Annotated in this window: 14 protein-coding genes; 12 read left to right on the top strand and 2 right to left on the bottom strand. The window is 57.9% G+C overall.

Annotated features, from left to right (window positions below; translation table 11 throughout):
- Window positions 1-308 precede the first annotated feature (308 nt).
- From BRAGE_RS0145290 to BRAGE_RS55550, 4 genes are all read left to right on the top strand, one after another.
- A complete protein-coding gene (locus tag BRAGE_RS0145290) occupies window positions 309-494 on the top strand; it encodes a hypothetical protein (RefSeq protein WP_035730736.1) in 186 nt (61 codons plus the stop codon).
- Between the two features lie 139 nt (window positions 495-633).
- Entirely contained in the window at window positions 634-804 is a 171-nt protein-coding gene (locus tag BRAGE_RS56320) for a hypothetical protein (protein WP_167336553.1), read from the top strand.
- Window positions 805-848: 44 nt separating this feature from the next.
- A complete protein-coding gene (locus BRAGE_RS53995; RefSeq protein WP_084335169.1) occupies window positions 849-1,028 on the top strand; it encodes a hypothetical protein in 180 nt (59 codons plus the stop codon).
- Window positions 1,029-1,202, top strand: coding sequence for a hypothetical protein (locus BRAGE_RS55550; protein ID WP_156950911.1), 174 nt, complete (start codon window positions 1,029-1,031; stop codon window positions 1,200-1,202).
- A 194-nt stretch (window positions 1,203-1,396) separates the two neighbouring features.
- On the opposite strand, the gene BRAGE_RS0145270 is transcribed toward BRAGE_RS55550, so the two are convergent.
- Entirely contained in the window at window positions 1,397-1,804 is a 408-nt protein-coding gene (locus tag BRAGE_RS0145270; RefSeq protein WP_027565162.1) for a hypothetical protein, read from the bottom strand.
- 1,913 nt (window positions 1,805-3,717) lie between these two features.
- On the opposite strand from BRAGE_RS0145270, the gene BRAGE_RS0145250 reads away from it, so the two are divergent.
- The 8 genes from BRAGE_RS0145250 to BRAGE_RS0145200 all read left to right on the top strand — a co-directional run bounded on the left by BRAGE_RS0145250 (window position 3,718) and on the right by BRAGE_RS0145200 (window position 12,236).
- Window positions 3,718-4,068, top strand: coding sequence for a response regulator (locus tag BRAGE_RS0145250; protein ID WP_027565166.1), 351 nt, complete (start codon window positions 3,718-3,720; stop codon window positions 4,066-4,068).
- A 68-nt stretch (window positions 4,069-4,136) separates the two neighbouring features.
- A complete protein-coding gene (locus tag BRAGE_RS51295; RefSeq protein WP_035730730.1) occupies window positions 4,137-4,397 on the top strand; it encodes a DUF6894 family protein in 261 nt (86 codons plus the stop codon).
- A gap of 543 nt (window positions 4,398-4,940) precedes the next feature.
- Window positions 4,941-6,464 (top strand): ATPase domain-containing protein, encoded by a 1,524-nt coding sequence (locus tag BRAGE_RS0145240; RefSeq protein ID WP_035730728.1) that lies wholly within the window; start codon window positions 4,941-4,943, stop codon window positions 6,462-6,464.
- Window positions 6,454-8,154 (top strand): ATP-binding protein, encoded by a 1,701-nt coding sequence (locus BRAGE_RS0145235; protein WP_027565168.1) that lies wholly within the window; start codon window positions 6,454-6,456, stop codon window positions 8,152-8,154. Before BRAGE_RS0145240 ends, BRAGE_RS0145235 begins: the two co-directional genes overlap by 11 nt.
- A gap of 2,220 nt (window positions 8,155-10,374) precedes the next feature.
- Window positions 10,375-10,677 carry a ribbon-helix-helix domain-containing protein gene (locus tag BRAGE_RS0145220; RefSeq protein WP_027565104.1) on the top strand — a complete coding sequence of 101 codons (303 nt, stop codon included), beginning with the start codon at window positions 10,375-10,377 and terminating at the stop codon, window positions 10,675-10,677.
- A gap of 858 nt (window positions 10,678-11,535) precedes the next feature.
- Entirely contained in the window at window positions 11,536-11,751 is a 216-nt protein-coding gene (locus BRAGE_RS53990; RefSeq protein WP_028146516.1) for a hypothetical protein, read from the top strand.
- The gene (locus tag BRAGE_RS53985) at window positions 11,748-11,987 is read left to right on the top strand and encodes a hypothetical protein (protein WP_028146515.1); all 240 of its coding nucleotides are present in this window, start codon (window positions 11,748-11,750) and stop codon (window positions 11,985-11,987) included. Before BRAGE_RS53990 ends, BRAGE_RS53985 begins: the two co-directional genes overlap by 4 nt.
- Before the next feature lie 15 nt (window positions 11,988-12,002).
- Window positions 12,003-12,236, top strand: coding sequence for a hypothetical protein (locus BRAGE_RS0145200; protein WP_027565102.1), 234 nt, complete (start codon window positions 12,003-12,005; stop codon window positions 12,234-12,236).
- A gap of 351 nt (window positions 12,237-12,587) precedes the next feature.
- On the opposite strand, the gene BRAGE_RS55545 is transcribed toward BRAGE_RS0145200, so the two are convergent.
- A complete protein-coding gene (locus tag BRAGE_RS55545) occupies window positions 12,588-12,815 on the bottom strand; it encodes a twin-arginine translocation signal domain-containing protein (protein ID WP_141263476.1) in 228 nt (75 codons plus the stop codon).
- Window positions 12,816-12,844: the final 29 nt, after the last annotated feature.

Genomic DNA, 12,844 nt, shown 5'->3' with positions numbered 1-12,844 from the left:
ACGCTCTGGTCGGCGGACTTGGTTCATTGAAGGCCTTCGGATTTTTGTTGTGCAGGTCTGACGAAGTACGGATGTCGGCGTCGAGCTTGGCCGATGTCGGCTTCTGGGCCGAATGCGAAGTTCGGGCGGCGCCCTCAGTTGTCGGCTTATCGAGGTAGACCGGAAGCAACCGGCCGATCTTCCAAACGGCGCTCATGACCCGGTGAAGACGTTTGCCAGCGGCCCGGAAGCATTGTTGCTGGTTGAACAACACTTCAGTTTCAGACTTAGCGGGTGCACGTCACCGATTTCTCATTCTGGAGCCGAACATGATTACGGCGGCAAAATGCGTTGAACTCGCAACTCATTTCAAAGGTCTTTCTCAAGTATCGGGCACGTCCATCGACGGCGCTTCCCTCATGAAGAACATCGCGCGGAACTTCACCGGGTTGGCAGGTCAATTGGATCGGCTGAACGCGCTTACGAGAGCCGAGCAGCAAAGCCCGCTGAGGTGATCGCTCACAACCGTAACTCCCCTAGGAACCTCCGCTTTGTGGTGGTATTGTCGTTACATCATCGGCCGAGGCTCTGCCGTAGGCGTCGATGGCTGAGAGACACTGCCGTGCTCCCGCCTGCAAAACAGGGAGCGCCGCCATGCCGGTCATCCGTCACTTTCATCAACTCTCACCAAAAGATGCCGCACACGTCGAAATGGTGCGGCAGACCATTCGAGAAGCCCTGGAGGTACTCAAGCTGCCTCAGCCCGATACCTTTCTCGGTCGTCAGACCTACGAGCCGTTTCCGAAAGAAGATCCCGAAAGTTAACATAGGCAATAGGAACGAGGCTTCTCCGCGTCCATGATCGCCGGATGATTGATCCCCTTCTCGCTCGCGCTCAGCTTGCCATTGAAGAGAGCAAAGCTCTTCAAAAGGAAAAGCTCGCCTTGCAAGCCGAACAACTGCATAGTCGCGGCGCCCTTCGTCTCACCGTGATGGAGAGCGCGATGTATCGCACCGAAAGCAAGGCGCATCGGGATAATCGTGAATAGATGGATCATTCGGCGAACGCAAAGCGTTACCGCAACCAAGCCGAAGAATGTCGTGCCAAGAGTGATCTGATGCGAGATTCGGAAACGAAGGCTCAATACAGCCGGATGGCAGATGCCTATGACAAGCTCGCGCAGGGGCAGGACGACATGGCTCAAAGCCTGAGAGCCAAATAGAACCCAGCGGCTACGTCAGCGGTTCTGGTCGGCTGCTGCCCATCTGCGAAGCGGGTCTGACGGAGTCCGCTCATTGCGGCGCAGCGGGCTCAACCTGAGTTATTCGAACTTTGACCCAAACCGTACCTGCACGCGGATGGCGCGTCGTCGCGTGCGCCATCCGCTCTACAATCGATCTCTTGCGAAAACCAGTGTTAAGCCTTTAGGTCCGTAATTCGCATAATCGCGACCACACTCCCATCGTTGAACGCCTGTTCTTTTGTCTCCTTGTTGCAGGTCCAGACAAAATTCTTCTTGCCCGTGAAGGTCTTTCCCTCCTGGTCAAGCCGAAGCTCCCCTTCGGTGATATGGCAGACCATAGCATTCATCATAGGGGGACCCATGGTCTTCGACCCCGGCTGCATAATGACATCGCGCATTGAGACGGTCTTAAAACCTGGGATTAGGGATGGTGTCTCGCCTTCATATTCACGCACCACGACGCCTGGCCAAGGCGTCGTATCCTTGTAGCTTGTGGCCTGTGCGGCGGCTGGCTTGATCATGGCAGCCGAAGCCACTGCCAATCCGATACCCAGTGCGGATCTTCGATCGACCCTGCTCATGGCTTTTCTCCCGACATTACTGAACCTGCGGCCGTAGATGCGACACGCAAAGTTCGTTGAGACTGGTGGTGCGAAACCGAAAAAGAACGGTCTCCAGAGAGCGTGCCTGCCGATAGCACTGCTCGTTTGCCCTGGCGGTGATTTTCGGCACGTCCCGCTTCAAGGGGCAGTAACATTCTACGCCACCTGACGCAGCCGGGAAATAGATGGCGTCGTTCGAAGATTACGCGGCCGGTTAGGAAAGTCCGGAATTGACCGTGGCCGCCACCTGGCGCCGAGCGCCGCGAGGTCTGCTTCCTAGCGGTGACCCGAAGAGGGTCATGCAAGGCAGCCGCGGCAGCCTTTGACCCTGAGCGGACCTCGCCATCAAATCAGTGGTGTCGTTCAAGGACAATCAATGGAAGTCCATCAGCAAGCAGCCATTTCGAAGCGAAATAGCAGTGCTCCCCAGGGAAGTCTTCAAGCGAGATCGGCTTATCGGCAAGTCGTGACTTCACTTCCGTCTTCCAAAATTCGAACCTTTCCGCGGGATCGATCCAACGGGCTGCATTCCAATGTCAGCGACTACGAAAGTCGCCCCTTCTTTAATTGCCTCCATTACTGCCGATGCGTTCAGCCCAGTGGAGATACGGTGCGCGTTTACGACCTGTTTTTGGTCCCACAACTCCTCAGGCGCACTCTGCGCGTTCTGCGGGATGTTGCTGAAAAGTTGTGAGTCAACATTCGCACCGCCGGCCGTAAGCTGCAGCGTGCCGCTCATGGAATTCAGCGCTTCGCTGCCTTGCCTGCGAACCTCCGTGCCTTCCAGTTCTAGAAGATCGAAGGCGACAAGCGATGCCTCGCGGTCCTAGTCGTGAGAGTGGAGAAGCGCGAAGTTCGGCATGCCTTTGCCGTCGTAAACGATGCCCTCACCGTAACAGGAAGGACGTAGCTTTGATCGCGGGGCGGCCTGCACAACGCGGCGGAAGCGCTCCCAATCCGCTCCGCGCCGAGTGTATACGCGCACGCGGCCATCGTGCTTTTGCGTCATGAGCCGGTAGCCGTCGTGCTTGATTGCGTACACCCAATCCGGCCCCACCGGAGCCGTCTTCGCTACGGTTGGAAGGCAGCGCTCAATGAAGCCGGAAGCGGGGCGTACTCTAAAACTAGAGCGCCATCGCATAGGCACTCAAATAGAGACAATTTTATCTTTTTCCAGTCGGAGCGCGCCCTGCGTTCCGCACGTTAGCAAAGTTGAAGTTGCCATCCGAGATAAGTGCATTCTATAGTAGTTTTCGTTTTTGGAACAAAGCCAGAGGTTAAGAGTTTTCATCGTTTTTTGTGGCCCTCGGAGGCAAGATGATTTCCGCTGCGCAATGCTTAGAGTTTGCACGCCAGTATAAAGTCCTCTGCAAAAACCCGAACACCTCCCCCGACCGCGCCTTCCTGATGAAGAACATCGCCCGGAGCCTTGCCGGGCTGGCGGGCCAGTTGGATCGGCTCGATGCGCTAACAAGGGAGGAGCAGCACAGAGGCTCCGCGCTCAGGGATAAGGATGCCTTCTTGGCCGTAAAACGCAACAGCCTTCCCCAAAAGAATCCGAATGGTAGGACGTGGCTAACCCGAAGCGCAAAGTCATATTGACTAAGAAGGCCCTTCGCTTCCATATTTCCGGAACTCGCCGACATTGAAGCCGGAGAAGCTGGGATGGCTCTGTCTGACCGGGTGAAAACGAATATGGAAGTTGTGCTGGAGGAGACCTGCCGGGAGCTTCCGCACGGCGGGGATCATGAGAGCCGACGCGTGATCGCCGAACAGCTATTGCTAGCGGCCGAAGCAGGCCAAGGCAGTTTGGGTGAGCTTCGAGGCGTAGCGCTTCGGGCATTCGCGAGCGCAACGAAGATCACACGACAGTAGGTTTTTGGGGGAGGGCCGTGGCTTCGGTATTGTTGGTCGAGGATGAAACGCTCATCCGGATGATGGTTGAAGATATGGTGACGGAGCTTGGCCACACGGTGGCGGCGGAGGTTGGGGATTTGCCTTCGGCACTGGAGCAGGCGAACAACGCTGTCTTTGACATCGCTCTGCTAGACGTGCAGCTGGGGCGTGACGGCATTGAGCCGGTTGCGAGGGCTCTGGCCAAGCGCAATATCCCATTCGCGTTTGCGACCGGCTTTGGTGAGTCTGGAGTGCCCGAAGAATTCCGGGGACGGCCGTGGTTGCAAAAGCCGTTTACGGTCGAACAACTTGAACGCTGCTTTGCTGAACTTCTCCGGCGCGATTAAGGGGCGGGAACGGATCAAAGAGCCGCAGCGTTACGAAAATACCTTTCGATAGGAAGCTGAAATGTACAATGCCACGCTACTTTTTCAACGTTACGCATGAGCGTTCGACCACGGACCACGTTGGTGAAGAGTTGGCGGATCATCGCGCGGCGTGGAAAGAAGCCACAGTCACGGCCGGGCAGATTCTGCAGGGGCTCGATGGCGACCTAAAGCCCGGCCGCGAATGGCGCATGGAAGTCACGGACCAATTCCGGAATCCGCTATTCGTTCTTCGCATCATCGCTGAGGAGTCGCTTGCGGAAGGAAAGAATCAACCAAGCAAGCAGTAGCGCTCCGGGAAAAATAGGGAGTCCGGGAGCGCCAAAAAATTTCATTTCGTGTCAGTGGAAACCCGGAAGGGCCGCTGGACCAGACCAGCGGTCCCTTTGGTTTTCGCGGGCTTCGGGAATTTACGGTTGAGCCTACTACCTACAAGTGTGCCACCGATGGCAATCATGATTAGGATCATGGACAGCATGGAATCACCCCGCGCTGATCTTGCGACCCTATGTACCAAAGTGAACATGAATTTTCGGCAACGGGACGTTTGCTCAGTCTTCCGGGTGGGGACACTTGGCGAGTCAGGCCGCGTTGGGAGGACTTGGTGCGGGGAGCCCATAATCCCTGGCCCTTTGCGCGGCCATTTTCCGGTAGGCTTGGGCCTGCGCTAAAAGCTGGCTTTTGAAGGCGGCTTCCTTTTCGCTCGCCGCCAGCGATAGCAGGCCGGGAACCGGAACCGGCTTTATTTCGTTCTCTCATGATTATCGCGGAGTTGGCTACCGTCCAAGCTTCCGTGCGGGAACATTCTTGAAGGTTGGTCGGGGGAAACGGTCATGGTGAAGCAGGTTGTGCCAGGTGAAAACGGCGCGATCGCTGATTTGCAGCGCATCTCCACGGGGAGCGGGGGCCTCGACGACATTCTTGGCGGTGGCTTCGACGCTAACCGCATGTACCTCTACGAAGGCCGGCCGGGCACCGGCAAGACCACCATCGCGCTGCAGTTTCTGCTAAAAGGGGCGGCGAATGGCGAACGCGCGCTCTACATCACTCTTTCCGAAACCAGGCGGGAGCTTGAGCTCGTCGCCCGGCGGCATGGCTGGTCGCTCGCCGGGGTGGACATCTTCGAGCTCGTTCCCCCGGAGACGACGCTCGATCCCGAACGCGAACTCACGGTATTTCACCCCGCCGAAATGGAGCTGAGCGAGACCACGAACCTCGTATTCAAGGAGGTCGAACAAATAAATCCAACACGCGTGGTGATCGACAGCCTTTCCGAGCTTCGCCTTCTGGCTCAGAATGCGCTGCGTTATCGTCGCCAGGTTCTGGCCTTGAAGCATTTCTTTGCGCAACGCAACTGCACCGTTATCCTACTCGATGACCTGACTGCTTCGCACGAGGATCTGCAGCTCCATTCCATAGCCCATGGCGTTGTGATGCTGGAGCAGCTCGCGCTCGAATACGGCGCCGAACGCCGCCGCCTGCGCGTCATTAAAATGAGAGGCATTCCGTTTCGAGGAGGCTTCCACGATTTCGTCATTGCGCCCGGCGGCCTCAAGATCTTCCCGCGCTTGATTGCTTCTGAGCATCATAAATCGTTTCCGGGCGACTTCACTCCGAGCGGCAATGCCGAGCTCGATGAACTTCTTGGCGGGGGCCTTGAGCGAGGCACCAACGCGCTTTTCATCGGCGCAGCCGGCGTCGGCAAGTCTTCGCTGGCACTGACCTATGCAATAGCGGCCGCGGAACGCGGCGAGCATGCCGTGTTTTTTGCCTTCGACGAAGGCCGCGGCACTGTTGAGGCTCGTGCGCGAACGCTCGGCCTCCCGCTTCAGAAACATGTGGATTCCGGGCTCATCCGATTCCAGCAGATTGACCCCGCCGAGCTGTCGCCAGGCGAGTTTGCGGCAAACGTTCGGCATAGCGTTGAGGTCGAAAATGCCCGTATTGTTATCATCGACAGCCTCAATGGCTATCTCAACGCGATGCCGGACGAGCGTTTTCTCGTCCTTCAGATGCACGAGCTCTTGACCTATCTCGGCCAGCAAGGGGTGCTGACCATCCTCGTGCTTGCGCAGCATGGGCTGGTTGGCCCGATGGATACGCCGCTGGACATCAGTTATCTTAGCGACGCCGTTTTGATGCTGCGCTATTTCGAACTCGCCGGTACGGTTCGACGCGCCTTGTCGGTCGTGAAGAAGCGAAGCGGCAATCATGAACACAGTATCCGTGAATTTCGTTTGAGTGGCGCAGGCATCAGCCTGGGGCCCCCCCTCAGCAATTTCAGCGGCATCTTCTCAGGCAATCCACGGTTTCTGGGGACGGACATTCCCGAGGTGGACACGTCAGATGGAGACTGAGCGAGAGCACCGCGTGCTGATCTTCGCGCCGATCGGGCGCGATGCGCTCGCGTCCGCAGAGTTGCTCCGCAGCTCGAGACTCGCGACCGCCATTTGTGCTGACGTCGAGGCATTGGTGAGCGAGATGGAGACGGGAGCAGGAGTGGTTTTTCTTGCCGAAGAAGGACTGTTCTCGAAGGATACGCCGCTGAGCCAATGGGTCCAGCGGCAACCCGCCTGGTCGGACCTGCCTTTCATTGTGCTCACGAGTCATCACCACCAGCCGCAAGTAGTCGCTTGGCGGCGCCACCTTGTGAACGTGCTGCGCAACGTGTCCTTACTCGAACGTCCTATCCAGCCGATCACGCTCACCAGCGCGGTTCAGTCGGCCCTTCGCGCCAGACGGCGCCAGTACGAAGTACGAGCGCTGATCCAGGCGCGTGACCAAGCGGCTCAGCAACTCGAAAGCCTGGTTATCGAGAGGACGCACGCTCTTGCAGAGGCCAACGACCATCTCCGTCGCGAGATGGCGGAGCGTGCTCGCGTGGAGGAAACGCTCCGACAAGCACAGAAGATCGAGGCGATCGGACGCCTCACCGGCGGCGTGGCTCACGATTTCAACAATTTGCTGATGGTCATCTCGGGCGGGCTCGACATGCTGGATCGCCAGGCCGACCCGGCGCGGCGCCGCCGGTTGATGGACGGAATGATCCAGGCGGCGCAGCGCGGAGCTAGCCTGACCCGCCAGCTTCTCGCGTTCTCTCGGCGGCAGGAGCTCAAGCCGGAATCCGTGGATATAGCGCGCCAGATTGGCGGGATGCGCGAATTGCTCGATCGGAGCTTGCGGGGCGACGTGCACGTGAAGTTCGAGTTTCCTGCGACTCTCTGGCCCGTCGAGGTCGACCCAGGTGAACTCGAATTGGTCGTGCTGAATCTTGCCGTCAACGCGCGTGACGCAATGCCCGCCGGCGGCACGATCATCGTCCGTGCAGAGAATGTACCTGATCTCACGGAGAACGAACTCGCGGGCGATTATGTCCGGCTCTCAGTGATCGACACGGGGACTGGCATGACCGAAGAGGTCCGAACCAAGGTGTTCGAGCCATTCTTTACCACAAAAGACGTCGGCAAAGGATCGGGACTAGGTCTCGCTCAAGTCTACGGGTTTGCCACCCAGTCAGGAGGGACCGTCCGTATCGATTCAGAGCTCGGTTCTGGCACCACGATCTCTCTATACCTTCCGAAATCCGGACACGCGCCGTCTCACGATCAACGCCGGCTTGTGGAGTTTCACAAACCAAATGGACGGCTTCGAGATGAAGGTCGGATTCTTCTGGTCGAAGACGACGATGAGGTCGCTACCCTGGTCAGCGAGATGCTCGACGACTTGGGGTATGAGGTGACCCGCGCGGCCAGTGCCGCGGCGGCACTTGGCGCTCTGGCTGATGGACGACCTGTCGATATCGTCTTTTCGGACGTCATGATGCCAGGCGGGATGAACGGAGTTGAGCTTGCCCGCGAAATCCAAAAAAGGCGAAGCGACATCCCGATCCTGCTGACAAGCGGTTACAGCGGAGCGGCCATTCACGAAGCCAAGGAGACCGGAGTTAATATTTTATCAAAGCCGTATCGGATCGAGGAACTGGCTGTGGCCCTCAATGCTGTGAAGTCCCAGAGAACGCTGTCGCCGCGGTATCTGCGCAAGGGCTGACCGATTTCTGCTGGAGACGCGCTGGACGGCGGGTTCCGCCAATCTAACCTACAGCGACCCATGCCGTCCGATGCTTGAATCAGAATGCTCAATAATAAGGGCTCCTGCAGGGTTGATATCGTCGCGGAGACGAGCGGTAGCCGCGGAGATCACTGGCTTCCGTGAGGAGCCACGTCTCTTGTAGTCATTCTAGCAACGTCAGCTTCTGGCCCCTCTCGGACGTCGTGCAATATCAGCTCCTATGTCGCTGTTGGGGGGTAAGCTGACATGGCGGATTTATGATGGGGTGGACGCCCCGCCCCGGGGATGCCCGGGACCGTTCGTACCCGCAGAGGGGGAATTAGGACACCAGATGTCGCCGGACCTCGCCGGCCTGCATGTTCAATGAAGCTGTCAGGTCCTCATCTAACTCGCGTTCAACTAGACTCGCTGCCCAGCCTTCGGGAATCGCGTCGAGCACTCGATCCACAGCGGCGCTTCGCTCCGTCGCTGCCAGCCAGAGCTGGCGTTCGCCGCTGTCGGTTGTGACCCGAACCAAATAAACACGTTGCATCCCGTATAAGTACCAAAACGGGCCTAGGTTTCTGTGAGGCCGCCTTAGTTCATCTTGCAGCGTAGCTTCTTGATGATCTCCCGCAGCTCAGCTGCATATTCCTCAATAGTGCGCTGCGCCTCCTCTGGCGCCCCCTACCAGACAAGCCCTCCACAGAGTTTTCCTTTGCAGTCCAATCCTGCTTCCAGCGCGCCAATTTTCCGACCTCAACCTGGCTCCAGCAACTATGGCCAAGTCCGCGACGGTTTTCGCCGGTTCCGGTGAATTCACCATCGGCACACGGCTTGCCGTGTGTGGCACATCGCTTGGCACGAACTGCACTTGCACAGGAGAGCGCAATATCTGCACAATCAGTGAGCTTTCCGCCCAGGATGTTCTACCTCCAATCGAACGATTCGACGGCGGGCAGCGAGGGCCCCGGCGCTTAACCAGCCCCCTATCCCCGGCGTCGGGGCCACGTTCCGCGAGCAAGATTTCGCTGGTGTCCCGCCATGTCGGAAAAGTTGAGGCTTCGGCGGAGTGAGAACATGAGAGAGGTTCCGATATTCACCTGTGCCCACTGTCAAGTGCAAGACCGGGATGTGATCAGCGTTACTGTCTCCTACAAGAAGGGAGATTCTGTCCATGGCAAGTGGCACCCAGCGTGCTTCGAGCAGGACAGGCCGACGCTGAAACGCATGGGCGACCCCATAGTCGGCATCTGCAGCAGCGCACCCCCGAGCGACCCACGTAGCATCGATCATCTACGCCACCACGAACAATGGGTAGAGCTGGCGAGGGCAATCGGGCGGCAGATCGCGAGAGATGAACGTGACGACGCCTCGCCAAGTGTGTCGTCGAGTAATGGAAGAAGGCCAACAGGCTGACCTACCCTGCCGCCGCCCGCAGGCCGCTCGAGCTCGCTGCCCAGGTTGAGCCAGTCCAGGACGGCCGAATCCATATCGAGAAGATCAACGCGCTCAATTCTCTTCACCATGAAGGCCACCGGCGCCGAATTTTGCGCCGGCATGGTATGCGGTTGAACGCGGCTGGCTCGAACTGCACGAGAGCGGGAACTTACGTGCCGCTAAACAAGACAGCTGATCAGATGTAATCGAAAACGGCCTCGCGCATCCCCTGGCTGGCACCTAATGCTGAGGCCGGCGCGTGCGAATCAGAACGCGCGCACTGCCAGATTCTCCCAAACTAAAGCGGCCGGGACACTAACAAACGTTGGTTGAAGTCTCTTTGCCGCATCAGTCGAAGGCAATGCCTGGATGGCGTTCTTTTCGCAAGACGATGTGACATGATCGCCTGAAAATTAGGACACTCAGATTGCCATATTTTCCCGATATGTAACGCCCTGGTGAACGAAGCCGTTTTTTGGGGTCTCGAAACGCTCCGGAAACAAACCGCGCTCACTCTGAAGTTTGGAATTAAGAGGGGAGTCCAAAATGATTACTCCCAAAGTGATTGCATCCGCGATTAGTGCCGGAATTCTGTTTTCGATCTTTTCGGGAGAGTTCGGCGCAGATCTCGTTCTGGCCGTGGTCGCGTGCCTGACATAAGGCTCCCGGCCTGCGGCGGAAAGGACCTTGGCTCGTCGCCCGCTAGCGCGCAGGCTCCACGCAAAATGATGATCGTCACAAGGGCAGCGAGCGCAAAGCCATCGAGCGCCAGGAACAGCCATGAAATCGCACGTCGCGAAACGATCCATCATCGTCGGCGGCCATAAGACCAGCATCAGCCTGGAAGAGGCATTCTGGACGGCTGTGAAAGAGATTTCCCACCAGCGCGACATGTCGCTGTCGGATCTAGCCAGCGAGATCGAGCGCAACCTGCAGCATGGCAATCTGTCGTCTGCCATACGCGTCTACGTCCTTGGCTACTTCAAGAACCGCGCGGCTGACGCGATCACCCAGAAGGACCATGGGATACCGACAGCCGCAAAGTCGGCCTCGGGCTGTGGCCCAACTACCAAGGAAACGTGAGGTCGCGGAGCGCCCGCCGAAGTCGGGCAGCAGATCGGCCCCGGTCTGGAGGCTTCGACCCGGGGGTCACAGGGGCTGGGGCCGATCGTCCATTATCACCGGCAGGAAGTCCAATCTTGCATCGATGGCGACAGCTCGCATTAGACCAGGTTGAAAAGGCTGCCAGTGTGAAACGGCGGTTGTCCCCACGCACGACCGCCGTGGCTCGCGCGCGTTCCGCGGTCCAAGGCGTTAATAGTTTGCGAGGTGGGTGGGCCGGTCGATGCGGGAACCAAGCTAGTCTTGCTATGTTGCAACCCGCCGGGATCACTGAGACCAGCATTAGGAATTCACATGTCAGCCCAGATCATCAAGTTGTCCGACCGCAGGACGCGTCCTACACCATCTTTGAGCTTGATAGACCTGCAGCTTTCGTTTTTCATTGCGTACGTTGACGTAAGCCTCGCGGCCTATCAGTCGGTGGTTAATGCTGCCGAGCAAGGTTGGAGGACGCTCGTCGGTCACAATGATTGATTTTGATTGTAAAGTTGAACTCCGCATAGGGTCGCCGCAAGCTGAAGAGTGATCAATAAGAGGCCGCCAACAGAGGCGGCCTTTGGGGGAACAGATGCTTCAGGCTGACTTAGCAAACGAGATTGGACGTTGGTGGCGATATCATGGGTCCTGATGGTGCTGGTTGGGGCCGCCTGGGTCTATTGGATCGTGCATTGACGGCTTCGGTCGGGTTGGCAGCGACCCTCGAACTTGATCCGGTTCATCGTTCTTGACATCAATTTCCGGCTGCCTATTTTCGCACCGGGAACGCCAATCCCGATTTAGAAAATCAAGGACCACACGCGACCGTCTGGAGAGACGACGATGCTCGACGTACAATCGGCCCGCATGCGCGCACATAGAAACACCGTTTATCGCTACCGGCGACTGCTCAAGACGAACCTGTCGGATCTGGAGCGTCAATTTATTGAGCGGCGGCTCGCAGAAGAGCTCTCGAAAATGGATGAGCTTGTCGCCTCGGGCTTTCCGATCAACGTCCCACCAAAGAGCTCGCCGAGTGATAGGGAGGTCCGAGCATGACCTCTCCCACCGCACCGTCAAGTGATGCGCCGCCGGCTGAAGTCATAAACGCCTATTTCGAGGCAATGACGGCCGCTTTTCAGGTTCTCGTTCTGACTCTGCAGTCAAATGGCTCTCTCAAGCAGGGCGAATACCAGGAAGCGCTGCGCGTCTACATGGAAGTCTTCAAGCACAAGCCTAATTGCGAGATCACATTGGCGCTCCTGAATGAGCTTCGACAGGGAATGCTGAATTAGCAAGCGTGTGCTCGTATGTCCAAAGCAATGGAATTAATCGTCGCCGGTTATGTAAAGGCGAAGGACCGGCGGGCTTTATCAGATCTTCTCTCACACCGTCGCAAAGTGGTCGCACAGCTTGAGGCCGTGACAGGTATCAATCCTGCTAGGGCGTTGGAGGCGGTGCGCGACGAGTTGTTGATCATTGAAGCGGGAATTGAGGAGCTAAAGCCGCCCGCCGGCTCCATGCCGGAGAACGAGTACAACTAAGATGCGCCGCTCGGACGGGCAGCGTAGCGACGTGCCACGCCAGCCGACGCTGCTCCCCAGATCGAGACGTCGTACCGCTCGTGCACCAGGGCTGGACTTCTCCTTTTTCTTCTGCGTTTCGGCGCATGCCACAACGGCTTACTCGTCTGGGTGGTTGGCTTTCTTCTTGTCGTGCAGTTCGGCGATCAATCGTTTGATGCCGTCTAGCGCTTTCTGGTCGTTGATGCGACCCTCCAGGAAGCGGTAGCGCGCAATCTGCTTGTCGAGAACGCCTCACCCGCGTTCTGCTGGAGCACCGCGTTGCTGAGCGGCAGGAAGTTGTCGGTAAGCTGCTTGTCCATCTCGGCAGCGCTAAGACCATTGAAGTTCTTGTGGGGGTCGCCGAGGCGGCAGCGGCCCGTCGGTCACGATCGTTGCTTCAAAATCGCCAATCTTGAAGCGATAGAACGGGGCAACCTGGGTGCCGAGCTTCAGGGCCTTGGCGAATGCTGGGCTGAGCGAGCCGAGAGCGCCCATCGCTCCAACTGCAGAGGCTCCGATCAGCAAGTTACGGCGTGATACCGCATGGTATCCGGCCATGTGCTTCCTCCTTTTCGTCGCATCATTGG

Origin of the sequence: Bradyrhizobium genosp. SA-4 str. CB756, assembly GCF_000473125.1 — a bacterium.
Taxonomy (GTDB): Bacteria; Pseudomonadota; Alphaproteobacteria; order Rhizobiales; family Xanthobacteraceae; genus Bradyrhizobium; species Bradyrhizobium arachidis.
The sequence above is the reverse complement of the archived record's forward strand: the minus strand, read 5'-3'. Positions and strand labels throughout refer to the sequence as shown.